Genomic DNA, 23,735 nt, shown 5'->3' on the forward strand with positions numbered 1-23,735 from the left:
GGCAAAATCGGCCGATCCCCGCAGCTCCCGGAACGCAAAAACACCAGTCTCTTCAAGCTCCGGTCGGCGGCCCGGGATTTGCTCTCACAGGTTGAGCAAGTATCGGAGAGCGTTCCATGATGTCGGGTGTATCCAGCGCGGCGTTGCCTCATCTGCGACCCGCATCAACGTCCGCTTCGAATAGGACATCGAGTCTTCAGCCGGCGGGACCGGATGCGACTGATGCTGCGACCGACGGCTTTCGGATTGACGTCTCGCAGGTCAAGCCCCTGACAGGCGCCAAGTCGATATCGGCGGCGGACAATCCTCACCTGCGCGACCTCATGGCATCGAACTGGCTGATGACCCATGACACGAGCGCAACTCAGTCGGTCGTCTCGGACGATGCCCCTGAGAACACCTATGCTCAGGTGAAGGTCGACGGCAAGGTGGTCGCCACCCTGTACAATGGCGGGTCCTCAACGATGACCAACGAGGCGGCTGGAAAGATCGGCAAGCTGGAGGATCCACCCGATCTGAGTGGACCGGATCTGGCGCAGTGGCGGGCCGACAGATACGCCGAGCGGCTCGGTGGCACCGTTGAAAAAGCTTCCACCGCGATCACGCAATCGCAATGGACCCCGCGTGAAAGCAGCTCCGCAACCTATAGCCGCGATCAACTCGACGCAGCCTTCCAGGCGATGCTGGCCGAGGGCCAGAAGGCCGGCGTGCAATTGCAGTCATCCTATCTCGCCTCGCGCACGCAGCCGGGGACAAGCGCGGATGTCAGCGCCTGAGCAGAGGGATGAATTGAGTACGCGCGGACGTCGCTGCATTCTCAACTGTCATTCCCGCGAACGCGGGAATCCAGTACGCCGCGGCCTCTCGGTTCAATAACAACCGCCTCGGAACACTGGATCGCCCGGTCGAGCCGGGCGATGACAGCGTCAGATGGAGGTTGGCAGCGAGGGCCTAATCCTCGACCCCGTAGCGGTGCAGGTCGTTGCCGTACGTATCGAGCCACTTCTTGGCGCGCTCCATCGACGGGCAGACCTTGCCGCAGACGCGCCAGAACCGCGCCGAGTGGTTCATCTCAACGAGATGGGCGACCTCGTGGGCGGCGAGATAGTCGAGCACGTAGGGCGGCGCGAGGATCAGGCGCCAGGAGAACGACAGCGAGCCGGCCGAGGTGCAGGAGCCCCAACGACTGGATTGATCGCGGATCGAGAGCCGCTTGACCTTGACGCCGAGCTCGGCGGCATAGGATTCCGCCGCACGCTGAAGGTCGCGGCGAGCCTCGCGCTTGAGGAAGTCGCTGATGCGACGGTCCGCATGCTCGACGCCGCCGGCGACGCAGAGAATGCGCTCCCCGCTGTCGCGCACTTCCGTCCACACCGTACCGCGCGTGCCGGCGCGATGAACGATGCGATGGGCCGTGCCGCGAAGTGGTATCACTGTGCCAGGCTGGAACGGCGCGGCCTTCGGCAAACGGCCGAGACGTGCCGCGATCCACGCGCCGTGGCGCTGCGCGAAGTCTTTTGCTTCGGCGAGCGTGCCGCGCGGCGGCATGGTGAGGATGGCTTCGCGATCGCTCGGATGAATTCTGAGCGTGTAACGGCGCGCGCGGCGATGCCGGCGCAGTCGAATCGCAAAATATTGCGATCCATGGGTGATCAGGAGGGTCTTCGGCTCGTGGGGCCGCCGATAGAGGAGTGCGCGAGTGGCCATGTCTGTCAGTCCGGGGGGCAGGAGAGCGCCCGGATTCTGCCATAACCGCCGCCAGGGAAAGCGCTCGGCGCAAAAACAAATCATTTGCCCAATATACAGGGGTCTGGCGTCCGGGAGACCCTACAGACTGGGGTTGGAACCGGCTTTTTTCGCCCCCGTTCGGCGCATGTGGCACCCCCAAGGGGTGAGGTTGGACTCACTCCTACAAAGCTACCTAAATACCGCGAATCTAGCGGGAACTCGCCCCTGTCGGAGCCTCCGACAGGGCGTCGATTTTCAGCGGGAAAGCCGAAAAACGCGATTATTCGGCCGCGAGAGCCTGCAATGAGCTCGGATTCGCCGCCGAGACCATGAAGTCGTGGATGCGCGGCACGATTTCCGATTTGAAGCGCGAGCCATTGAACACGCCGTAATGTCCGACGCCCTTCTGGACGTAATGAACGCGGCGGTGATCGGGAATCGAGCTGCACAATGTGTGCGTTGCTTCGGTCTGACCGATGCCGGAGATGTCGTCGTTCTCGCCTTCGACGGTCATCAACGCGACGCGCGTGACCTTGGAGGGATCGACGCGTGTTCCACGATGGGTCATCTCGCCCTTCGGCAGCGAATGCTTCACGAACACGGTGTCGACGGTCTGCAGGTAATACTCGGCGGAGAGATCCATCACCGCGAGATATTCGTCGTAGAAGTCACGATGCTTGTCGACGAGGTCGCCGTCGCCCTTTACCAGGTTGGCGAATAGCTGCTTGTGGGCATCCATATGCCGGTCGAGATTCATGCTGATGAAGCCGTTGAGCTGCAAGAAGCCCGGATAGACGTCGCGCATCATACCCGGATGCGGGAACGGCACCTTGGTGATGACGTGGTTGCGGAACCAGTCGATGCCGCGCTCCTGGGCCAGGTTGTTCACCGCAGTCGGATTGCGCCGGGTGTCGATCGGGCCGCCCATCAGCGTCATCGAGGTCGGCACAAAGGGATCGCGTAGCGCTTCCATAATCGAAACGGCAGCGACGACGGGAACCGAGGGCTGGCACACCGCCAGCACATGCGTGTTGCCGCCGAGGACATGCAGCATCTCGATGACGTAGTCGATGTAGTCGTCAAGATCGAAGCGGCCGTCGCTGAGCGGCACCATGCGGGCATCGGCCCAATCGGTGATGTAGACCTCATGCGCCGGCAGGAAAGCCTCGACGGTACCGCGGAGGAGCGTCGCGTAATGGCCGGACATCGGAGCGACGATCAGCACGCGTGGATGCGGACTGCGCAGTGGACGGGCGAACTTGCGATCGAAGTAGAGCAGGCGGCAGAACGGCTTTTCCCAGACCGAGCGGACCTCGACGGGAACGCGGATGCCGTTGACCTCGGTGTCGTTGAGGCCCCATTCCGGCTTGCCGTAGCGGCGGGTGGTGCGTTCGAACAATTCGCAGGCCGCGGCAACCGACTTGCCAACCTCGGTGCGTGCCCAGGGGTTCAGCGGATTCTGAAACAGGAGCTTGGTCGCGTCCGTGATCGCACGCGCCGGATTGAGAGAGGCTTGCCCCATCTCGTACATCCAGTACATCGGCGTCGTCAGGACAGGACTGCCTTCGGCCACCAGGGGCGGCGCCCCGCCAAACTCACCAATCGGCATCGCTATATTCCTCTTCGCATCGCAGCATACTGCCGAATGCGTAATATTGCGTCAATGCATGGTTCCGTACATCTACGTGGCCGAGGTGCCCAAACCGGGCAGAATCCACGAGAAAGTGACGTTATTCGCCGCCTGACAGCAGCGAGCCCTGCATCCTGGCGCTGCGCAAAAGGGCAAGGAATGCCCCAAAAGATGCAAGCAACAGCACCGCGTTGATGGCCAACGCGCTCAGCATCAGATCGGTCCTGAAGGTGTTTTCGATCAGCAGCGCGCGCATCCCTTCGAACACGTAGGTCGGCGGCAGCGTCCAGGCGATGTATTGCAACCAGACCGGCAGCACGCTGACGGGATAGTAGACGCAGGCGAGCGGCATGATGCCGAACATCAAGGTCCAGACGATGCTCTCGGCGCCGAGGCCGTTTCGCAGCACCAGTCCGGAGACGAAAATGCCGACCGACCAGCTCGTGAAGATCAGATTGCAGAAGAACGCGATCAGCGGCACGCCGAGCGCATAAACATTGAAGTGAAACAGGAATAACGCGAGCAGCGTCATGGGGATGACGCCGATCGCGAGCCGGATCAGGCTCATGATCATCAGGGACAGCAGAAATTCGATCGGCTTCAACGGGCTCATCATGAGATTGCCGAGGTTGCGCGCCCACATCTCTTCCAGGAACGAGATCGAAAAGCCGAGCTGCCCGCGAAACAGGATGTCCCAGAGAATGACGGCGCCGATCAGGGTGCCGCCGGCACGCGCGAAGAAGTTGGCATTCTGCGCGATGTAAAGCTGCAGAAAGCCCCAGGTGATGACCTGCAGCGCCGGCCAGTAGAGCAGCTCGAGCAGCCGCGGCCAGGACGACAGCAACAGGTACCAATAGCGCAGGATCATCGCGCCAATGCGGTGGACGGAGATGCCGCGGTGGAGGGAGAGTTCGGTCATTGCGGCACCGCGTAGCCCGAATGAGCGAAGCGATATCCGGGACCTTGCTGGCGGCGTTCCCGGGTATCGCTTCGCTCACCCGGGCTACGGTCGCAACATACGGCCTGGCTCATCGTGCCACCTCCTGCGCGCCGTTCACCCTTCCGCGCGCGACGTCCAGAAACACCTCTTCCAGCGTGGTGCGGTTGTAGCGGGCCATGATGGCTTCGGGCGTATCGTCGTCCTCGATACGGCCGCGCTTCATGATGATGACGCGATCGCAGAGCCGCTCGACCTCGAGCATGTTGTGCGACGCCAAGAGGATGGTGGCGTTGTTCGCCATGCGATAACGCTCCAGATGCCCCCGGACCCAGTCGGCGGTGTCGGGATCGAGCGAGGCGGTCGGCTCGTCCAGCAACAGCAGCTCGGGCTGGTTGATCAGCGCCTTGGCAAGCGCAACGCGCGTCTTTTGTCCTGCGGAGAGCTTGCCGTTGGCGCGGTCGATGAACTCGGTGAGATCGAGATCGTCGGCGAGCTCAGCGATGCGATCGGAGAGGTTCTTCACCGCATAGAGCTTGCCGAACACCGTGAGGTTCTGACGCACCGTGAGCCGCATCGGCATGTCGACATAGGGGCTCTCGAAGTTCATCCGACCCAGCACGGACGCGCTGTCCTCCGGCATCCGATGCCCGAGCACCTGCACGCGGCCGGAGGTCGGCAGCACGAGGCCCATGATCGTCGCGATGGTCGTGGTCTTGCCGGCGCCGTTGCCGCCCAGCAGCCCGGTGATGCTGCCGCGCGGAAGCGAAAAGGAGATGTCGTCGACGGCGCGGGTCTGCTTGTAGACCTTGACCAGGTGATCGACCGCGATTGCCGCGGAGAGGCTGCGATCCGCGACAGTCGGCCAGCTTGAAGCCTTGTCATTCTCCGTCATGCTGGGCGTTCTTCTGCTATTGCAGCGGAGAGCGCAAGGCTTGTAATCCGGCGGTTCCGTGAGCCGCGCGCTTGTGATCGAGAAGGCACCGCCCCATTGGCCGAAATGACCGAACTTGCCGCTTCCGACTTTCGCCCCGCGCAGCGGCATATCCGCCTGGATACGATCCTGCGACTGCGCTGGCTCGCGGTGCTCGGCCAGCTCGCCGCGATCTTCATCGTGGCGCAGGGGCTGGAATTCAATGTCGAGATCGTTCCCTGCGTCAGCATCATCGCCCTGTCGGCGGCGCTCAATCTGGCGCTCCAGACCGTGTCCAATCCGCTGCAGCGGCTGGAGCCGATGCAGGCGGCCGGACTGCTCGCGCTCAACATCGTGGAGCTGGCGGGTCTCCTGTTCTTCACCGGCGGACTCCAGAACCCGTTCTCGTTCCTGTTCCTCGCGCCCGTGCTGATCTCCGCGACGGCGCTGCCGGCCCGCTTCACCTTCGGCCTCGGCGTGCTGGCTGTCGCCTGCGCCTCGGTCCTGTTCTTCTTCCATCTGCCGCTGCCCTGGGATTCTGATGATCCGCTGGTGCTGCCGCCGATCTATCTCGTCGGCGTCTGGCTCTCGATCGCGCTCGCGATCGGCGTGACCAGCCTCTACTCGTTCCAGGTCACCGAGGAGGCGCGCAAGCTCGCCGACGCGCTGGCCGCGACCGAGCTGGTGCTGACGCGCGAGCAGCATCTGACCCAGCTCGACGGCCTGGCCGCAGCCGCAGCGCACGAGCTCGGCACGCCCCTCGCGACGATCTTCCTGATCTCGCGCGAGCTGGAGAAGACGGTGAAGGAGCCGAACTTTGCCGCCGACCTGAAGACCCTGCGCGAGCAGACGCAGCGTTGCCGCGACATATTGAGCAAGATCACCCAGCTCTCCTCCACCGGCGCGCCGTTCGACCGCATGAAGCTGTCGGAGCTGATCGAGGAGGTGGTGGCGCCGCACCGCGATTTCGGCGTCGATATCAAGGTGCGCATCGCCGTCGCCATCGTGGCCGAACCGGTCGGCTCGCGCAATCCGGCGATCCTCTACGGCGTCGGCAATATCGTCGAGAACGCGGTCGATTTCGCCCGCACCACCGTCGAGGTGAATGCGTGGTGGAACAAGGACACAATCGAGCTCGTGATCTCCGACGATGGTCCCGGCATTCCGCCTGACATCCTGAACCGGATCGGCGAGCCCTATTTGTCGCGGCGGCGCAGCAAGGACGAAGGCGGCGGCCTCGGGCTCGGCGTGTTCATCGCGCGCACCTTGCTGGAGCGCACCGGCGCCAAGGTCTCGTTTACCAACCGGACCTTTCCGGACCATGGCGCAGTGGTCCAGATCACGTGGCCGCGAGACCGTTTTGAGGCTATCGAGACCTTCGAAGAAACAATAGGATAGGCCGCGACCTTGCGTCGCACAACGGGGCCGATCGACCATTGGCGCCCTTGGCACCGCCCGATTGCGCCGCCATATGTAGACGCGCTGGAGAGAGGACCAAACCTTGAACGCCATCGCCGAACTGAACGAACAGACCGACCGCTCGCTGCTGATCGTGGAGGACGACAAGCCGTTTCTGGAGCGGCTGTCGCGCGCCATGGAAACGCGCGGCTTTGCGGTGACGTCATGCGACACCGTCTCGGACGGTCTGGCGCAGATCGGCAAGGCGGCGCCGGCATTCGCCGTGGTCGATCTGCGGCTCGGTGATGGCAACGGTCTCGACGTGGTCTCGGCGCTGAAGAAGAAGCGCCCCGACGCCCGCGCGATCGTGCTGACCGGCTATGGCAACATCGCCACCGCCGTCACCGCGGTGAAGATGGGCGCGGTCGATTATCTCTCGAAACCCGCGGACGCCGACGACGTCGTCGCGGCGCTGCTATCGACCGGCTCGGACAAGTCCGAGTTGCCGGCGAACCCGATGTCGGCCGACCGCGTGCGCTGGGAACACATCCAGCGCATTTACGAGATGTGCAACCGCAACGTCTCGGAGACGGCACGCAGGCTCAACATGCATCGGCGCACGTTGCAGCGGATTTTGGCCAAGCGCGCGCCGCGATAACGGTGCCGTAGGGTGGGCAAGGCGCAAAGCGCCGTGCCCACCATGTCTGCTTCAATCTTTGACCTGGATGGTGGGCACGCTCCGCTTTGCCCACCCTACGGCATCGCGCTCGCGGCGCCGCTATTCCCAAAACTCCGCATGCCCCTGCGGATCGACCAGCCGGTTGATCCGCAACGCCGCCGCCATGGCGAACCGCACCGTCATCTGCTTGCGCGTGGCCGCAGCGAGCTTGTGCTCGGGCGCCTCGCATTGCAGGTGCGCACCATAGGCATCCGCGATGATCAAGCCGGTATCTTGCGGAAAGATCTCGCAAGGCAGGTCCTGCGTGAAGGCGAAGAACAGCCGGTCGCAATGCGCCCGGTATTCGTGCCATTTCTGATCGGCGCGCAAATCCTCCACCGACGATTTGATCTCGACGATCCAGACCTCGCCGCGTTCGTTCAGCGCGACGAGATCGGCGCGTCGCCCCGAGGGCAGCGGCAATTCGCTGATGCAGGTGAAGCCGAGCGAGCGCAGCAACCGCGCCGTCCCGCGCGCGATCGCCAGCGCCGTCTCGGATTGTCGGCGGTCCGGCGGCGGTACGAGGGCAATGCGGGCGGTGTTGTCCATCGGGGGAGGATAGCCGATTCCTCCGTCGTCGTCCTGGCCTAGTGCGCAATTGCGCACGGGAGCCAGGACCATGACCCCAAGGGATCGTTGGTGCACGAGGGGATCACCACCAGTCCTCGTCAAATTTCGGCCTGTGGTATTCGGTCCTGGATCTGCGCTTCGCTTGTCCAGCACGACGGCGGGGTACGGAACCGCTCTCGCTCTTAACACTTATCACGCAGCCGCCGCACCTCGGCGGAACCACCGAGGCTGCGCGCGCATGATCGACGATCTCTGGTACAAGAACGCCATCATCTATTGCCTGTCCGTCGGCACCTATATGGACGCCAACGGCGATGGCATCGGCGATTTCAAGGGCCTGTTGCGCCGGCTCGATTATCTGCACGGCCTCGGCATCACCACGATCTGGCTGATGCCGTTCCAGACCTCGCCCGGCCGCGACGACGGCTACGATGTCGCGGATTATTACAGCGTCGATGCCCGCTACGGCACGCTCGGCGATTTCGTCGAGTTCACTCATGGCTGCAAGCAACGCGGCATTCGCGTCATCATCGATCTCGTCGTCAACCACACCTCCGACCAGCATCCCTGGTTCAAGGCGGCGCGGAGCGACAGGAATTCGCCCTACCGCGATTGGTATGTCTGGTCCGACAAGAAGCCGGCCAACGCCAATCAGGGCATGGTCTTTCCCGGCGTTCAGAAATCGACATGGACGCGCGACAAGGAAGCCGGCGCCTGGTACTTCCACCGCTTCTACGATTTCCAGCCCGACCTCAACACCTCGAACCCGCGCGTGCAGGCCGAGATTTTGAAGATCATGGGCTTCTGGATCCAACTCGGCGTCTCGGGCTTTCGGATGGATGCCGTGCCTTTCGTCATCGCGACCAAAGGCGCCAAAGTGAAAAAGCCGGCCGAACAATACGACATGCTGCGGACGTTCCGTGAATTCCTGCAATGGCGGCAGGGCGATGCCATCATCCTCGCCGAGGCCAACGTGCTGCCGAAGACGGACATGGAATATTTCGGCCGTGATGCCGACCGCATGCATATGATGTTCAATTTCCAGGTCAACCAGCATCTGTTCTATGCGCTGGCCTCGTCCGATTCCCGCCCGCTGGGGAAAGCGCTGAAGGCGACCAAGCCGCGGCCCGCCTCGGCGCAATGGGGCCTGTTCCTGCGCAATCATGACGAGCTCGATCTCGGGCGATTGACCAAGGCGCAGCGCGACACCGTGTTCAAAAGCTTCGGTCCTGACAAGGACATGCAGCTCTACGACCGCGGCATTCGCCGTCGCCTGGCACCGATGCTCGGTGGCGACCGCCGGCGGCTCGAGCTCGCCTACAGCCTGATGTGCACGCTGCCGGGAACGCCCGTGATCCGCTACGGCGACGAGATCGCGATGGGCGATGATCTTTCGCTCCCCGAGCGCAATTGCGCGCGCACGCCGATGCAATGGTCGACGGAGCCGCATGGCGGCTTCACCACCAGCGACAAGCCGGCCTTGCCCGTCATCGACGAAGGACCGTACGGCTATCCGCACGTCAACGTCGCCAAGCAGCGGCGCGATCCCAACTCGATGCTGAACTGGACCGAGCGCATCGTCCGCATGCGCAAGGAGGTGCCGGAGATCGGCTGGGGCGATTTTTCGATCATCGCGACGCGCGATCCCGCCGTGTTCATCATGCGCTATGACTGGCGCAACAATTCCGTGCTGTTCGTGCACAATCTCGACGAGAAGCCGCGCGAGATCGCGTTCTCGGCGGGGCTGCCAGGCGAGGCCGGCGCGCACCTGATCAATCTGCTCGCGGAGGACCACAGCCACGCCGACAAGCGCGGCCAGCACCGCGTCGTGCTGGAGCCCTATGGCTATCGCTGGTACCGCGTCGGCGGATTGGACTATCTGTTGAAGCGGAGCGATATCGACGGGACGGTGCGAGGGAACAAGCATCCGGGGTAGTCAGTGCGACCACGCACTCCGTTGTCGTCCTGGCGAAAGCCAGGACCCATTACCCCAATAGGTGATTGTTGTACGAAGCTATCACCACGAATCTTCGTCAAACCACTCCCTGGGGCAATGGGTCCTGGATCTGCGCTTCGCCTTGTCCAGGACGACGGTCAGGGTGGCGTGATGATCACGCCCTCGTTGCCGCGCAGATCCAGCACGCCTTCGATCCGCTCTCGCTCGCGATCCAGGAATGTCGACAGCAGAATCTCGCTGCCGAACCTGATCGCGCTGGTGGTGACCGCGATCGGCTCAGGGCCGAGATTGAGCACCACGGTCACCGCCCTGCCCTCGGCCTCGCGGCGATAGATCAGGAGATCGCCTTGCGCGGCAAGCGGATGATAGTCGCCCGCGACCAGCGGCGGACAGCCCTGCCGCAACGCGATCAGACGCTTATAGAGCGTCAGGATCGAACGTGAATCGGCCTCGAGATCGACGACGTTGTTGCGGATGTGATCCTCCGGCAGCGGCAGCCATGGCCTGACGTCCGAGAAGCCGGCGAAGTTGGAAGAATCCCACTGCATCGGTGTGCGGCAGCCGTCGCGGCCGACACCGATGCCGGGCACGTTCTTCTCGAAGGGGTCGCGCACGTCCTCGGGCGCGATCGCGAGCTGATGCATGCCGATCTCGTCGCCATAGTAGAGCGTCGGCGTGCCACGCAGCGTCAGCAGCAGCATGGCGGCGACGCGGGCCTGCTCCGGCCCGACGCGGCTTGCGACGCGTGGACGGTCATGATTGCCGAGCACCCAGTTCGGCCAGGCGCCCTTCGGCAGCGCCTTCTCGTAATCCTCGACGATTTTCTCGATCGAGCGCGCGCTCCAGAAGGTCGAGAGCAGCGCGAAGTTGAACGGCATCTGCGCGCCGGTGAGATCGTTGCCGTAATAGGCCATGAGGCGATGCAGCGGCAGATAGATCTCGCCGATCAGGACGCGGGCATCATAGGCATCCGTGACGCGGCGCATCTCGGCGATGACGTCGTGCACCTCCGGCTGGTCGGTGGAATATTGCGTCATTATCTTTTCGTTCGGCGGCCGGCCCTCGGCATAATGCGGATTGGGCGGGTTGTCGCGGAACTCGGCGTCCTTAATCAGATGCCAGATCACGTCGACGCGAAAGCCGTCGACGCCTTTCTCCAGCCAGAACCGCATCACGTCATAGATTGCCGCGCGGACATCGGGATTGCGCCAGTTGAGATCCGGCTGCTGGGCGAGGAAGGCGTGATAGTAGTATTGGCCGGTGGTCTCGTCGAACTGCCACGCGCTACCGCCGAACTCGGACAGCCAATTATTCGGCACGCCGCCACCCTCGTCCGGGTCGCGCCAGATGTACCAGTCGCGTTTGGGATTGTCGCGCGAGGAACGGCTCTCGACGAACCAGGGATGCTGGTCCGAGGTGTGGTTCGGCACGAGGTCGAGGATCAGCTTAAGGCCGTTGTCGTGCGCGGCGGCGAGAAGCGCATCGAGATCCGCCATCGTGCCGAACAGCGGCTCGATGCCCGTGTAGTCGGAGATGTCGTAGCCGAAATCGGCCATCGGCGAGGGGAAGATCGGCGACAGCCAGATCGCGTCGACGCCGAGCGATTTCACATAAGGTAGCCGCTGCAAAATGCCGGCGAGATCGCCGACACCGTCGCCGTTTGAATCCTGAAAGGAGCGCGGATAGACCTGATAGAAGATGCCGTCGCGCCACCAATCGCTGCCGCCCTGAGCCATGCGGGAAATCCATCCAAAACTGCTTGTTGCGCGGGAGAACGCGGAAGGAGCGCTCCGGTTCAAACCAGCAGGCGAATTGGGACGGCCGTGTGACGATGTCTGCGGTTGTTCCCAGGCCCCGGGGAGAAATCTTTTGCTTGGCGGCATGGCAAAAATCGGCATTGTGGCGCCATGACCGAGCAAAACGAGACACAAGCTGAGGCCAGCGCGAAGGCAGGCGCGATCATCGTCCCCGTGACGCTGTTCGAGCAGAATTGCACCATCATCTGGGACGAGCCTTCCAAGAAGGCCGTGGTGATCGATCCCGGCGGCGACGTGCCGAAGATCCTGGACGCCATCAAGCAGACCGGCGTCACCGTGGAGAAGATCTGGCTCACCCACGGCCATATCGACCATGTCGGCGGCGCGGCCGAACTGCGCGACGAGCTGAAGGTGCCGATCGAGGGCCCGCACGTCGCGGACAAATTCCTGCTCGACAACGTGGTCGAGAGCGGCGCGCGCTTCGGCATGACGGGGGTGCGCAATTTCGAGCCGGACCGCTGGCTCGACGAAGGCGACAGCGTGGCCATCGGCGATCTCCAGTTCGAGATCTATCATTGCCCCGGCCACTCGCCCGGCAGCGTGGTGTTCTTCAACAAGGACTTGCGCTTCGCCCATGTCGGCGACGTCCTGTTCGCGGGCTCGGTCGGTCGCACCGATCTGCCCGGCGGCAGTCACGCGACGCTGATCGACTCGATCAAGACCAAGCTGCTGCCGCTCGGCGACGATGTCGGCTTCATCTGCGGCCATGGCGCCGGCTCGAGCATCGGCCAGGAGCGGATGACAAATCCGTTCATCACCGGCGAGATGTGAGCGCCTATTCCGCGGCGTCTGCGAACGCCGCGGGCTGGCTCAGGTTGCGGTCACCCCATTCGCGGATCGCAGCGACGACGGGCACAAAACTCCTGCCTTATCGGCGCGACGGCCTGAGTTACTTCATCAATCCCGCGGCCGTGAGCGCGCGCGTAATGATCTGGCCGAGATCGAAGCCGCGGGCCTCCTCGCGCTTCGGCTCGGCCGGCTCTTCGGCGATCGCGGCGCGGATCGAGCGCGCCAGATGCGGCGCGGGCGAGCGGGCCGGCGTCGGCTTTGCCTCCGCCTTCTTCGCAGCGTCGGGAATCCAGCCGGTGAGGCCGAAGAATTTGGCGATGTGATAAGACGAGGAGATGCCGGCCTCGATCAGGAACGCGCCTTCCACGCCATAGCGCTGGTCGTTGTCGGCAAGGCCGAGCGGCGTGCCGTGGGCCATGTCGGTGATGGCGTAGGACTCGACGAGCGTCTCGCCGTCCTTGTTCCACCAGGCCTGGCGCGGATAGCCGTCGATGTCAGTTTCCGCCATCGGCGCCTCGGGCAGATCGTGCAGGTCGAGCCATTGCTTGACGATCTCGTTGGCATTGCCGGGATTGACGGTGCGATCGGCGCTGCCGTGCCACACCGAGATCCTCGGCCAGGGCCCGCGATGATTCGAGGCCCGCCGCACCAGATCGCCAAGTTCACGCGCCGGCCGCTCCGGGGAATGAAACATGCCGTCGAGCGCCTCGCGCAGATTGGTCGCGATGCCGTAGGGAAGTCCCGCGATCACCGCACCGGCCGCGAAGACTTCAGGGTAGGTCGCGAGCATCACCGACGTCATGCCGCCGCCGGCCGACAGGCCCGTGATGAAGATGCGCTTGGGATCGACGCGATGCGTTTCCGTCATATGCGCGATCATCTCGCGAATCGAACAGGCCTCGCCACTGTCCCGCGCCGTGTCTTCCGGATGGAACCAGTTAAAGCAGGTGTTGCTGTTGTTGATGCGCTGCTGCTCGGGCATCAACAGCGCGAAGCCGTAGTGCTCGGCGAGCGTCGACCATCCGGCACCGAGGTCGTAGCTTGCCGCCGTCTGGCCGCAGCCGTGCAGCACGACGACGAGCGCGCGCGGCTTCTGCAGTTGCGGCGGCACGAACGCGAACAGGCGCAGATTGCCGGGATTGTCGCCGAAGCCCGTGACCTCTTGCAACGGACTGGACGCATCGGCGCTCCGGCCAAACTCGGCGAAGCGCAATCCGTCCAGCTTTGGCAGACGTCTCAAGAGATCGACATTTCTGGTTAACGACACGGCAGCTCCTAGCAGGCGACGTTCAACGTCCACCCAAACCAAATAGTTGCTGCAGCGCAAAATAAAAAGACCGTGTGCTGTCGATGAGGTGCTAAATCTCAGGAAAGCCTGCAGAAATCAGCACGCATTAACCGCAATGCCTCAACTTCATGCAGATACCCGGCGCATCCACGCCAGGAATGCGGCGCAGATCATGATTAATGTTGCGAACAGTGCGAGCGAGACGAGAAATCCTGCGCGCGCTGATTGCACCGCTTCGACGGCGAAAAACATGGCGCCGATTGCGGCCACTCCGGCCGCATTTCCGACTTGCGCCGTGGTGCCGTACATGCCGGAGGCAGAACCGGCGGCCACAGGCTTCACCGTCGAGAGCACCGCGCCGGAGAGCGGCGCCATCACCAGCCCCTGACCGTAGCCGAACACGATCATGGTGAGCGCGAGCAGGAGCGCGGACGGCGCGTCGACAGAGAACGCGACCAGCGCAAGGGCCGCGAGGCCCGCGATCTGAAGCGCGCAGCCTTCGATCAAGACCCTGGTGCCGCGATGGCGCGCCCGTGCGCCACTATGGCGCGAGGCCACGACGAAAGCGAGCGCGAGCGGAATGAAGGCCATGCCGGCCGCGAGCGGCGGGATTTCAGCCCTCGCTGCATGAACAGCGTCATGACCAGATAGAACGAGAGATTGGCGGAGAAGAAAAAGAACGCCGCGCCAAGGCCGCGCAGGAAAGCGGCGTCCGCCAGCAGCGAGAGATCAATCAGCGGCATGCCGCCGGCGCGTGTCACCGCATGCTCCAGCTTCGGGAACCCCAGGAGGATCGCGGCGCCGACCGCCATCACCAGCCACAGCCACGGTGCCCAGCCGACATCGTGACCCAGCAGCAGCGGACCGATCATGCACAGCAATCCGGCGAACAGGACGATGCTGCCCGTGATGTCAAGCCGTGTGCCGGCGCGATGCGGTGCCGAGGGCATGATGCGCCAGGCCGCCACCGCGATCACGAGACCGCACGGCACATTGACGAAGAACACCGAGCGTCAGCCGGTGCCGGCGAGATCGATCGTGACCAGGAGACCACCGAGCAGAAAGCCCGCGGCACCCGCGAGTCCCAGCACGATGCCGTAGATGGCGAAGGCGCGGTTGCGCTGTTCGTCGGTGAACAGGAGATGCAGCGTCGCCAGCACCTGCGGCACCATCAGCGCGGCGGAGGCACCCTGCGTCAATCGCGCGACGATCAACTCCGAACCGGATCGCGCCAGTCCGCACCACAGCGACGTCAGGGTGAAGCCGAGCAGACCTGCCAGGAACACGTTCCTGGTGCCGTGAATGTCGCCAAGCCGGCCGCCGGTGACGACCAGCGTGGCATAGGCGATCAGGTAGATCGCGATGACGGATTCGATCTGAGCCGGCGACGCCTTCAACTCGACCGCGATGGTGGGAATGGCGACGTTGACCACGAAGGCATCGACGCCGAACATGAACTGGGCGGCCACGACGATCGCCAGCACCCACCAGCGACGCGACGTGTCGACCTGCTTTGTGACGGTTTGATGCATCGGCGCGTGATCCTCGGATGTCCTTGCCGATCATCTCAGACCGCATGCGGCGCCGCGATTACCTCGAAGGTAGGATCCTCGCGCGTTCCGCCTCTCTCAGCGTGCCGGGAGAGGAAGACGACATACGCATGGCTGCATTCCGCCGCGCGGGACATCGCACGATTGCGTTCGCTGTCTCCAGCACGTAGCTTCGCGCCACAAACAAAAAAATGTAAGCCGGAGAGAACGCCATGGCGCGCCTGAAGTTCGGAGCCTTCCTTGCCCCGCATCATCCGATCGGGGAGCATCCGATGCTCCAGTTCCGGCGCGATCTCGACCTGGTCGAGCAGTTGGATAGCCTCGGTTATGACGAGTTTTGGTGCGGCGAGCATCATTCCTCCGGCTGGGAGATGATCGCCTCCCCCGAGATGTTCCTGGCGGCCGCCGGCGAGCGCACCAAGCGGATCAGGCTCGGCACCGGCGTGGTGTCGCTGCCCTACCATCATCCCTACAACGTCGCGCAGCGCATGGTGCAGCTCGACCACATGACCGGCGGCCGCGCCATCTTCGGCTCGGGTCCCGGCGCGCTCGCCTCCGACGCGCATACGCTCGGCATCGATCCGATGACGCAGCGCGACCGCCAGGACGAAGCGATCGGCGTGATCCGCCGCCTCTTCAGCGGCGAGCGCGTCACGGCGAAGAGCGACTGGTTCACCATGAACGACGCCGCGCTGCAGCTCCTGCCGTTGCAGGAGGAAATGCCCTTCGTCGTGGCCTCGCAGATCTCGCCCTCCGGCATGACGCTCGCCGGAAAATACGGAATCGGCATCATTTCGCTGGGTTCGATGACGACTCAGGGGCTGATGTCGCTGCAGCAGCAATGGCAGTTCGCCGAGGACGCGGCGAAAAAGCACGGCACCAAAGTCGATCGCGCGAACTGGCGCGTGCTGCTGACCTGGCACATCGCCGAGACCCGCGAGCAGGCGCGCCGCGAGGCCGGCCCCGGCCTAATGCGCTGGCACAATGAATATAATGTCGGCACGCTGCAACGGCCCGGGCTCACCGCGTTCGCCTCACCCGACGAGGCCGTGGACAAGACCGCTTTCGTCGACGGCGCGGCCTCCGTCATCGGCACGCCCGACGACCTCGTCAAGATGATCAAGAACGTGATGCAGGTCTCCGGCGGAATCGGCGCCGTCATCGGCTTCGTGCACGACTGGGCCAATCCGGAGAACACGCGCCGGAGCTGGGACATGGTCGCGCGCTACGTGGTGCCCGAGATCAACGGCTACATCGACGGCTTGCGCAAGTCGCAAAAATTTGTGATCGAGAACCGCGCGATCTTCGAGCGCGCGGGACAGGCCGTGATGGCCAAGATCATGGAAAACGAAAAGGCCGCCGAGGCGCTGAAGGTGACCGGCGCCGGCCGCGTTGCGATTCCGGCCGTCAATGCGCCGGATTTGCAGAAGGAAGCGGCGAAGCGGTAAGCGCGGAGTCATCGCAGCTGGATTGTGTTATGTTGGCCGGGTCTAGCCAACCGGAGCAATCGTCATGTCGATGCAGAATGTGGCCGCCCCTGCGCACGGCTTCACTCCGCCCAAGCGCAACGAGCTGACCCACATCCCCGGCGACGAAGGCTGGCCGATCATCGGCAAGACCTTCCAGGTGCTCGCGGACCCCAAAGGGCATATCGAGGCGAACGGCGCCAAATACGGCCTCGTCTATCGCACGCATTTCTTCGGCGAGACCAATATCGTGCTGCTCGGCCCCGAGGCCAACGAGCTCGTGCTGTTCGACCAGCAAAAGCTGTTCTCCTCGACCCATGGCTGGAACAAGGTGCTCGGCCTGTTGTTTCCGCGGGGATTGATGCTGTTGGATTTCGAGGAGCACCGGCTGCACCGCAAGGCGCTGTCGGTCGCATTCAAGTCCGGCCCGATGAAGTCGTATCTGAGCGATCTCGACCGCGGCATCGCCGCCCGCGTCGCGCAGTGGAAGGCCAAGCCCGGCGAGATGCAGCTTTATCCGGCGATGAAGCAGCTCACGCTCGATCTCGCCGCCGCGTCCTTTATCGGCGCCGATATCGGGCCGGAGGTCGACGAGATCAACCGGGCCTTCGTCGACATGGTCGCCGCTGCCGTCGCCCCGATCCGCCGACCGCTGCCCGGCACGCAGATGGCGGCCGGCGTCAGGGGACGCAAGCGCATCGTGGCTTATTTCCGCGAGCAGATTCCGCTGCGACGCGGCAATCTCGGCGGTGATGATCTGTTCTCGCAGCTCTGCCGCGCAACCCACGAGGACGGCGCGCTGCTCTCGGAACAGGACATCATCGACCACATGAGCTTCCTGATGATGGCGGCGCACGACACGCTGACCTCGTCGCTGACGTCGTTCATTGGCGAACTCGCGGCAAATCCCGGCTGGCAGGACAAGCTTCGCGCGGAAGTCATGGCGCTGGGGCTCGCCCCTGACGCGCCAAGCAGCTTCGACGATCTCGAAAAGATGCCGCTGTCGGAGATGGCGTTCAAGGAAGCGCTGCGGATCAAGCCGCCGGTGCCCTCGATGCCGCGCCGAGCCGTGCGCGATTTCAGCTTCAAGGGTTTTTCGATTCCGGCCGGCACTGCGATCGGCGTCAATCCGCTCTACACCCACCACATGAAGGACATCTGGCCGGAGCCGGATCGCTTCGATCCGCTGCGCTTCACCGAAGAGGCCCAGCGCAACCGCCACCGCTTCGCCTGGGTGCCGTTCGGCGGCGGCGCGCATATGTGCCTCGGCCTGCACTTCGCCTACATGCAGGCCAAATGCTTCGCGCGGCACTTCCTGCAGAACATCGAGGTGTCGCTGGAGCCCGGCTACAAGCCCGACTGGCAGATGTGGCCGATCCCGAAGCCGCGCGACGGATTGCGGGTGCGGGTGAAGGCGGTTTGAGCATCGCAGTCGTCATTGCGAGCGAAGCGAAGCAATCCAGACTGCGTCCGCGGAAGCGGCCTGGACTGCTTCGTCGCTTCGCTCCTCGCAATGACGAAACTATCCGCCCCCCTGATCGAACGCCTTGCGCAGGGCCACGTAGCCCTGCTGCTGCTGGCTCCAGTTGCGGCCGCCGGTCATCGCGCCGTCGATGACGAGGTCATGGCCGTTGATGAAGCTGGATTCGTCGCTGGCCAGGAACACCGCAGCATGGGCGATGTCATCGGGAAGGCCGGCGCGCGGGATCGGCTGCGCGGTCTTGTAGACCTCGCGCATCACCGCCGGCGTCTTCTCCGCCGCGTCGGTCGAAAGCCCGAGCGCCTTGCCGAAAATGCCGGTCGCGATGGCGCCGGGCGAGATCGAGTTGACGCGGACGTTGGATTCGCCGAGCTCCATCGCCACGCATTTGGTGAGATGGATCACCGCCGCTTTGGCTGCACCATAGACCATCGATGACGAGAAGCCGGCAAGACGGCCGGCGATGCTGCCATTGTTGATGATGCTGCCAGATCCCTGCTTCTTCATGTGCGGCGCGGCGTGCTTCATGCCGAGCATGACGCTGCGCAGCAGGGTCGCCATCGCCGCGTCAAAGCGCTCGACCTCGAGGCCTTCGATGCCGCCGGTCTGCGCCGGACCGCCGGCATTGTTGAACAGGCAGTCGATGCGGCCGAATTTGTCCACCGCGAGCGCGATCACCGCCTGCATCTGCGCTTCGACCGTCACATCCGTCTGGCGGAAGACGCAATTCGCCCCGAGCTGCTTCGCCAGCGCCTCGCCTTCCGGTATGCGCCGGCCCGCGATCACAATTTTGGCACCTTCGGCAACGAAGACTTCTGCAGTCCGCAACCCGATCCCGCTCGTCGCGCCCGTGATCACCGCGACCTTGCCATCCAGCCTGCCCATGGAATGTCCCTGTTTTCGAACCCCTTGACGCCAAATGGCGGACACCGATCGACGACGGCGCCGCGACGGTCGGCGCCGCGGCAGGCACTATTCCTGCCGGCTTCCGACAAGGCAAGCTTTGCTTGGGGCCGGCGACATGCGTAACATTCCTGGCGATCGCTCGATTGTCGAACGCATATCGCGACCGGACTGCGCATGGGGAAGCTGATCGACGAATTCCGCAAGGGCTGGCAGGGCGTGGCACCGCCGTCGCTCGGCCTGAGCCTTGCGTTTGCGGTCGCCTGCCTGCTGGTTGCGACGCTGGCGCGCTGGGCCCTCGCCCATGTGCGGCCCGACGTCTATTTCACGCCGTATTTCCCGGCCGTGTTCTTTGCAGCCGCGTTCGGCGGCTTCCGCATCGGCATCATCACGGCGCTGGTGGGCGGCGTGCTCGGCGTCGTCGTGAATTTCGGCGATGCCTTTGCCGATAACGCGCGATTCGCCCTGCTGGCGCTGTATTGGGCGGTCTGCGCGCTCACCATCTGGGGCGTCGAGCACTATCGCTCGCTCCTCGTCGAGCAGCGGCGGATTTCCAGACGCCTGATCGAGGAAGAAGACTACCGCAAGCTGCTGGTCGACGAGCTCCAGCACCGGCTGAAGAACAAGCTGTCGACGGTGCATGCCGTGCTGCATCAGGTGCTGCACGATCAGCCGCAAATCTGGGCCCGGATCGATCCGCGGCTGCGGTCGCTTGCCGCGACCGACGATTTGATCTCACGGATCGACAAGGCCGGCTGCGACATTCGCGACCTCCTGATCTCCGAGCTCGGCCCTTACGGCCATGTCCGCTTCACGCTCAACGGCGACCGGCTGTTCCTGCCGCCGAAACTTGCGGTCACGCTGTCCCTGATGTTTCACGAACTCGCCACCAACGCGGGGAAATATGGCGCGTTCTCCGCGCCGCGCGGGTTGTTGCAGGTGTCATGGACCGTCAGCGACGATCGCCTGACCGTGACCTGGGATGAAACCGAGGGTCCGAGCGTCGACAAGATCTCCGAGCCGGGTTTCGGCACCAAGCTGTTGAAGTCGGCGCTGTCGGCCTTCGACGGCAAGACTGAGGTTTCCTATCTCAGGACCGGACTTCATTGCACCATGCAATGCCGTATCCCCAAGGACGGTTAGACGCGGCGCCAACGAAACCCGTTCGCGCGCGTCGTTCGCGGTTTCACCGGACGCGTTGACGCCCTGTTAATGACGATAGGCTGCGCGCGTCGCATCGCCGCAAAACACCACCGTAATTCTCCGGGCCCCTTAACCAAACTTAAGAGGGAACCGCGCAAGATCGCGGCCATTGCAAAGGCGCGCTGAAACAACAAGATTCATGACTTCTATGAACGACAACAAATATTCCGGCGCGAGCGAAGCCGAACTCGGATTTCTCAAGGAAATCGTTAGAATGCTGCCTGCCGGCCTGACCGTGCAGGACGCGCAAGGCGAACTTCTCCTGGTCAACGATGTCGCGGCTGCCCAGCTCGGCATGGACGGCAGCCGCCCCTCGCGCGATCTAGCGTCGCGCCTCGAAGCCTGCCGGCAGGCCCTGAGCTCCGGCCAGGCGGTCGTCGCCGAGGAAGCGCTCCACGACGGAGCCGCACGCCAGGTGCTGCTGACCACCCATCGTCCGGTCCGCCTCGACGGACGCGAGCTGCTGATCTCGGCCTCCTCTGACATCACCGAGCAGAAGAATTTCGAAGACCAGCTGTTCCGCTCGGCCTATTTCGACGATCTGACCGGCCTGCCCTCGCGGCGCGTGATCGAGCATCGCGCCACCAGCCTGCTCGCGCAGGGTCGCACGGGCGATCGCTTTGCGCTCGCCTTTCTCGACGTCGACAATTTCAAGCACATCAACGACTATTACGGGCACGCCGTGGGCGACGCCCTGCTGGTCGAACTGTCGAAGCGGCTTGGACGCGGCTTGCGCGACTCGGACATGCTGTCGCGCATCTCCGGCGACGAATTCCTGCTGCTGCTATCGCCGATCCAGAACCAGGAGGAAGTCGCCGAATTCATGCAGTCGACGCTGGAGCGGCTGACCGCGCCGTTCTTCATCGACAATTCGGAAGTGTTCGCCTCAACCTCCGTCGGCATCAGCCTCTACCCCGATCACGGAAGCAGCTTCGAGACACTGCGCCAGAACGCCGACATCGCGATGTACCGCATCAAGAATGACGGCAAGGGATCGGCGGCCTTCTTCGATTCCAGCATGGAACGCGAGGCGCTGGCGCGGATGAAGATCGAGCAGTCGCTGCGGCAGGCCATCCTGGAGAAGCGCTTCTGCTGCGCCTTCCAGTCCAAGGTCGACATCCGCACGCAGGACGTGAAGGGCATCGAGGCCCTGGTGCGGCTGCGCGACGACGAGGGCGTGATCCAGGCGCCCGGCTCGTTCATCAATCTTGCCACCGAACTCGGGCTGATCGACGAGCTGACCCATCTCGTGCTCGCCGAGATCGTCAAGTCGATCGACCTGATCAACGAGACGTTCGGTGCGGAAGCGACCATCAGCATCAACGTCGCGGCCAAGCAGGCCGGCAACCCGGAATTCATGCGCAGCTTTGCCCAGGCGCTCGACGACACCGGCTTTCCGCAGCGCTTCATGATCGAGGTGACGGAAGACGCCTTCGTCGCCAAGAATCATTTCCAGGCCGAGATCCTGCCGATGTTCCGCAAGCTCGGCGTCGCCATCTCGATCGACGATTTCGGCACCGGCTATTCCTCGCTCTCGGCGCTGGCCGACATCACCGCGGACGAGATCAAGATCGACCGCTCCTTCATCACCGATATCCATAAGCGTCCACGCAACCAGGGCATCCTGCGCGCGATCGAATCCCTGAGCGAAGCGCTCGGCATGACCGTGATTGCCGAAGGCATCGAATCCTACGAGGAGCTCGCCTACCTCCAGGCTGCGACCAAGATCCGTTACGCGCAGGGCTATTACTTCTCCCGGCCGATCTTCCTGGAGGAGCTGAAGCTCGCAACGCCCATTTCCAGCGAAGCACGCGCCAGCGTCACAAACCGCTCGACGCAGCAGAACCGGCAGGGCTATTCCCGCGCGAACGGATACCGGCGGTAACCCCGGGCCTGAGTCGTTACTTTGCAAAGCCTGAGCAACCCGTTCCACGGGTGAGGTCAACAATTGCATCTGCCGATTTCTTCGGCAGAAGCGATCCGGCTCGGCCGGGCCGGACAATATCACACATGCCCGTCGCGTGGTCCGCCGGAAGGTGGAATTGCAATGTCCGCACGGTTGTGCAAATCGCTATGGCCAAAGAACTCATCAGGAGGGACCATCGTGCGCCGATCGCTCATCTTAACAACAACCATCCTCGCCCTCGCCGCGGGCACCTCCGCACAGGCCGACGATCTCAAGATCGCGCTGATCTATGGCAAGACCGGCCCGCTCGAGGCCTATGCCAAGCAGACCGAGACCGGCCTGCAGATGGGGTTCGAATACGCCACCAAGGGCACCATGACGCTCGACGGGCGCAAGATCGTCGTCATCACCAAGGACGACCAGGGCAAGCCGGATCTCTCCAAGGCCGCGCTCGCGGAAGCCTATCAGGACGACAAGGTTGACATCGCGATCGGCACGACCTCGTCGGCCGCGGCACTCGCGATCCTGCCTGTCGCCGAGGAAAACAAGAAGATCCTGATCGTCGAGCCCGCGGTCGCGGATCAGATTACCGGCGAGAAGTGGAATCGCTACATCTTCCGCACCGCGCGCAACTCGTCGCAGGACGCGATCTCGAACGCGGTCGCGATCGGCAAGCAGGGCGTCACCGTCGCGACGCTGGCGCAGGACTACGCCTTCGGCCGCGACGGCGTCGCCGCCTTCAAGGAGGCGCTCGGCAAGACCGGGGCGACGCTCGCCGCCGAAGAATATGCCCCGACCTCGACCACCGACTTCACCGCGGTCGGCCAGCGCCTGTTCGACGCGCTGAAGGACAAGCCGGGCCGCAAGGTGATCTGGGTGATCTGGGCCGGCGCCGGCAATCCGCTGGCGAAACTCCAGGACATGGATCCGAAGCGCTACGGCATCGAACTGTCCACCGGCGGCAACATCCTGCCGGCGCTCGCCGCCTACAAGGGCCTGCCCGGCATGGAAGGCGCGACCTATTATTTCTACGCGATCCCGAAGAACCCGGTAAATGACTGGCTTGTCGCCGAGCACCAGAAGCGCTTCAACGCGCCGCCGGACTTCTTCACCGCGGGCGGATTCGCCGCGGCGATGTCCGTCGTCGCCGCCGTCACCAAGGCGAAGTCGACCGACACCGAGAAGCTGATCACGGTCATGGAAGGCCTGGAGTTCGATACGCCCAAGGGCAAGATGATGTTCCGCAAGGAAGACCATCAGGCGCTGCAGAGCATGTATCACTTCAAGGTCAAGGTCGATCCGAATGTCGCCTGGGCCGTGCTCGAGCCGGTGCGCGAGCTGAAGATCGAGGACATGGACGTTCCGGTCAAGAACAAGCGCTGATCTTTCTTCCTTCACCTCTCCCGCTTGCGGGAGAGGCCGGGAGAAGGCTCTGTCCTCTTGGGGTTCTCGCCTGAGGAGACACCCTCTCCCACCCTCTCC

General features: G+C 63.7%; 18 protein-coding genes and 1 pseudogene. 10 read left to right on the top strand and 9 right to left on the bottom strand.

The window, feature by feature from the left end:
• Window positions 1-116 precede the first annotated feature (116 nt).
• Window positions 117-776 (top strand): hypothetical protein, encoded by a 660-nt coding sequence (locus IVB13_RS24440; protein ID WP_247295909.1) that lies wholly within the window; start codon window positions 117-119, stop codon window positions 774-776.
• 175 nt (window positions 777-951) lie between these two features.
• Here the strand turns inward: IVB13_RS24440 and IVB13_RS24445 are convergent, their stop codons facing one another.
• From IVB13_RS24445 to IVB13_RS24460, 4 genes are all read right to left on the bottom strand, one after another.
• A complete protein-coding gene (locus tag IVB13_RS24445; protein ID WP_026233044.1) occupies window positions 952-1,791 on the bottom strand; it encodes a SprT family zinc-dependent metalloprotease in 840 nt (279 codons plus the stop codon).
• A 217-nt stretch (window positions 1,792-2,008) separates the two neighbouring features.
• Window positions 2,009-3,337, bottom strand: coding sequence for a polyhydroxyalkanoate depolymerase (gene phaZ / locus IVB13_RS24450; protein WP_018455880.1), 1,329 nt, complete (start codon window positions 3,335-3,337; stop codon window positions 2,009-2,011).
• A gap of 121 nt (window positions 3,338-3,458) precedes the next feature.
• The gene (locus IVB13_RS24455) at window positions 3,459-4,277 is read right to left on the bottom strand and encodes an ABC transporter permease (protein WP_018455879.1); all 819 of its coding nucleotides are present in this window, start codon (window positions 4,275-4,277) and stop codon (window positions 3,459-3,461) included.
• A gap of 109 nt (window positions 4,278-4,386) precedes the next feature.
• The gene (locus IVB13_RS24460; protein ID WP_085349757.1) at window positions 4,387-5,190 is read right to left on the bottom strand and encodes an ABC transporter ATP-binding protein; all 804 of its coding nucleotides are present in this window, start codon (window positions 5,188-5,190) and stop codon (window positions 4,387-4,389) included.
• Between the two features lie 105 nt (window positions 5,191-5,295).
• Between IVB13_RS24460 and IVB13_RS24465 the strand changes: the two genes are divergently transcribed.
• Both IVB13_RS24465 and IVB13_RS24470 read left to right on the top strand, forming a co-directional pair.
• Window positions 5,296-6,606, top strand: coding sequence for an ActS/PrrB/RegB family redox-sensitive histidine kinase (locus IVB13_RS24465; protein WP_018455877.1), 1,311 nt, complete (start codon window positions 5,296-5,298; stop codon window positions 6,604-6,606).
• A 103-nt stretch (window positions 6,607-6,709) separates the two neighbouring features.
• Complete coding sequence (locus IVB13_RS24470) at window positions 6,710-7,264, top strand: ActR/PrrA/RegA family redox response regulator transcription factor (protein WP_007598178.1); 555 nt, start codon at window positions 6,710-6,712, stop codon at window positions 7,262-7,264.
• Between the two features lie 120 nt (window positions 7,265-7,384).
• Here IVB13_RS24470 and IVB13_RS24475 read toward each other — a convergent pair whose 3' ends face one another.
• On the bottom strand, window positions 7,385-7,873 hold the full coding sequence (locus tag IVB13_RS24475; protein WP_018455876.1) for an MmcB family DNA repair protein: 489 nt from the start codon (window positions 7,871-7,873) through the stop codon (window positions 7,385-7,387).
• Window positions 7,874-8,132: 259 nt separating this feature from the next.
• Here IVB13_RS24475 and IVB13_RS24480 point away from each other — a divergent pair, with 259 nt between their 5' ends.
• Window positions 8,133-9,830, top strand: coding sequence for an alpha-amylase family protein (locus IVB13_RS24480; protein ID WP_018455875.1), 1,698 nt, complete (start codon window positions 8,133-8,135; stop codon window positions 9,828-9,830).
• A 158-nt stretch (window positions 9,831-9,988) separates the two neighbouring features.
• Here IVB13_RS24480 and IVB13_RS24485 read toward each other — a convergent pair whose 3' ends face one another.
• Window positions 9,989-11,587 carry an alpha-amylase family glycosyl hydrolase gene (locus IVB13_RS24485; protein ID WP_018455874.1) on the bottom strand — a complete coding sequence of 533 codons (1,599 nt, stop codon included), beginning with the start codon at window positions 11,585-11,587 and terminating at the stop codon, window positions 9,989-9,991.
• Between the two features lie 171 nt (window positions 11,588-11,758).
• Between IVB13_RS24485 and IVB13_RS24490 the strand changes: the two genes are divergently transcribed.
• On the top strand, window positions 11,759-12,439 hold the full coding sequence (locus tag IVB13_RS24490) for an MBL fold metallo-hydrolase (RefSeq protein WP_018455873.1): 681 nt from the start codon (window positions 11,759-11,761) through the stop codon (window positions 12,437-12,439).
• Window positions 12,440-12,557: 118 nt separating this feature from the next.
• On the opposite strand, the gene IVB13_RS24495 is transcribed toward IVB13_RS24490, so the two are convergent.
• Entirely contained in the window at window positions 12,558-13,724 is a 1,167-nt protein-coding gene (locus tag IVB13_RS24495; RefSeq protein WP_026233043.1) for a PHB depolymerase family esterase, read from the bottom strand.
• 147 nt (window positions 13,725-13,871) lie between these two features.
• Window positions 13,872-15,277: pseudogene (locus IVB13_RS24500) on the bottom strand (MFS transporter).
• Window positions 15,278-15,507: 230 nt separating this feature from the next.
• On the opposite strand from IVB13_RS24500, the gene IVB13_RS24505 reads away from it, so the two are divergent.
• Together IVB13_RS24505 and IVB13_RS24510 are read left to right on the top strand one after the other, a co-directional pair.
• Window positions 15,508-16,743 carry an LLM class flavin-dependent oxidoreductase gene (locus tag IVB13_RS24505; RefSeq protein WP_018455870.1) on the top strand — a complete coding sequence of 412 codons (1,236 nt, stop codon included), beginning with the start codon at window positions 15,508-15,510 and terminating at the stop codon, window positions 16,741-16,743.
• A 64-nt stretch (window positions 16,744-16,807) separates the two neighbouring features.
• Window positions 16,808-18,184 carry a cytochrome P450 gene (locus IVB13_RS24510; protein WP_018455869.1) on the top strand — a complete coding sequence of 459 codons (1,377 nt, stop codon included), beginning with the start codon at window positions 16,808-16,810 and terminating at the stop codon, window positions 18,182-18,184.
• A gap of 99 nt (window positions 18,185-18,283) precedes the next feature.
• Here IVB13_RS24510 and IVB13_RS24515 read toward each other — a convergent pair whose 3' ends face one another.
• Complete coding sequence (locus tag IVB13_RS24515) at window positions 18,284-19,126, bottom strand: glucose 1-dehydrogenase (RefSeq protein WP_018455868.1); 843 nt, start codon at window positions 19,124-19,126, stop codon at window positions 18,284-18,286.
• Window positions 19,127-19,321: 195 nt separating this feature from the next.
• Here IVB13_RS24515 and IVB13_RS24520 point away from each other — a divergent pair, with 195 nt between their 5' ends.
• From IVB13_RS24520 to IVB13_RS24530, 3 genes are all read left to right on the top strand, one after another.
• Window positions 19,322-20,287, top strand: coding sequence for a sensor histidine kinase (locus IVB13_RS24520; protein ID WP_085349750.1), 966 nt, complete (start codon window positions 19,322-19,324; stop codon window positions 20,285-20,287).
• Between the two features lie 208 nt (window positions 20,288-20,495).
• Window positions 20,496-22,232 (top strand): EAL domain-containing protein, encoded by a 1,737-nt coding sequence (locus IVB13_RS24525; RefSeq protein ID WP_018455866.1) that lies wholly within the window; start codon window positions 20,496-20,498, stop codon window positions 22,230-22,232.
• A gap of 219 nt (window positions 22,233-22,451) precedes the next feature.
• On the top strand, window positions 22,452-23,636 hold the full coding sequence (locus tag IVB13_RS24530; RefSeq protein WP_018455865.1) for a substrate-binding domain-containing protein: 1,185 nt from the start codon (window positions 22,452-22,454) through the stop codon (window positions 23,634-23,636).
• Window positions 23,637-23,735 lie beyond the last annotated feature (99 nt).

This window comes from Bradyrhizobium sp. 17 (assembly GCF_023073515.1).
GTDB lineage: Bacteria > Pseudomonadota > Alphaproteobacteria > Rhizobiales > Xanthobacteraceae > Bradyrhizobium > Bradyrhizobium canariense_D.

Excerpts from the sequence above, each read along its gene's own strand:
- phaZ (WP_018455880.1), bottom strand. The coding sequence starts at position 3,337 with ATGCCGATTGGTGAGTTTGGCGGGGCGCCGCCCCTGGTGGCCGAAGGC.
- IVB13_RS24475 (WP_018455876.1), bottom strand. The coding sequence starts at position 7,873 with ATGGACAACACCGCCCGCATTGCCCTCGTACCGCCGCCGGACCGCCGA.
- IVB13_RS24525 (WP_018455866.1), top strand. The coding sequence starts at position 20,496 with ATGAACGACAACAAATATTCCGGCGCGAGCGAAGCCGAACTCGGATTT.
- IVB13_RS24460 (WP_085349757.1), bottom strand. The coding sequence starts at position 5,190 with ATGACGGAGAATGACAAGGCTTCAAGCTGGCCGACTGTCGCGGATCGC.
- IVB13_RS24515 (WP_018455868.1), bottom strand. The coding sequence starts at position 19,126 with ATGGGCAGGCTGGATGGCAAGGTCGCGGTGATCACGGGCGCGACGAGC.
- IVB13_RS24480 (WP_018455875.1), top strand. The coding sequence starts at position 8,133 with ATGATCGACGATCTCTGGTACAAGAACGCCATCATCTATTGCCTGTCC.
- IVB13_RS24465 (WP_018455877.1), top strand. The coding sequence starts at position 5,296 with ATGACCGAACTTGCCGCTTCCGACTTTCGCCCCGCGCAGCGGCATATC.
- IVB13_RS24505 (WP_018455870.1), top strand. The coding sequence starts at position 15,508 with ATGGCGCGCCTGAAGTTCGGAGCCTTCCTTGCCCCGCATCATCCGATC.
- IVB13_RS24520 (WP_085349750.1), top strand. The coding sequence starts at position 19,322 with ATGGGGAAGCTGATCGACGAATTCCGCAAGGGCTGGCAGGGCGTGGCA.
- IVB13_RS24485 (WP_018455874.1), bottom strand. The coding sequence starts at position 11,587 with ATGGCTCAGGGCGGCAGCGATTGGTGGCGCGACGGCATCTTCTATCAG.
- IVB13_RS24440 (WP_247295909.1), top strand. The coding sequence starts at position 117 with ATGATGTCGGGTGTATCCAGCGCGGCGTTGCCTCATCTGCGACCCGCA.
- IVB13_RS24445 (WP_026233044.1), bottom strand. The coding sequence starts at position 1,791 with ATGATTTGTTTTTGCGCCGAGCGCTTTCCCTGGCGGCGGTTATGGCAG.
- IVB13_RS24455 (WP_018455879.1), bottom strand. The coding sequence starts at position 4,277 with ATGACCGAACTCTCCCTCCACCGCGGCATCTCCGTCCACCGCATTGGC.
- IVB13_RS24490 (WP_018455873.1), top strand. The coding sequence starts at position 11,759 with ATGACCGAGCAAAACGAGACACAAGCTGAGGCCAGCGCGAAGGCAGGC.
- IVB13_RS24510 (WP_018455869.1), top strand. The coding sequence starts at position 16,808 with ATGTCGATGCAGAATGTGGCCGCCCCTGCGCACGGCTTCACTCCGCCC.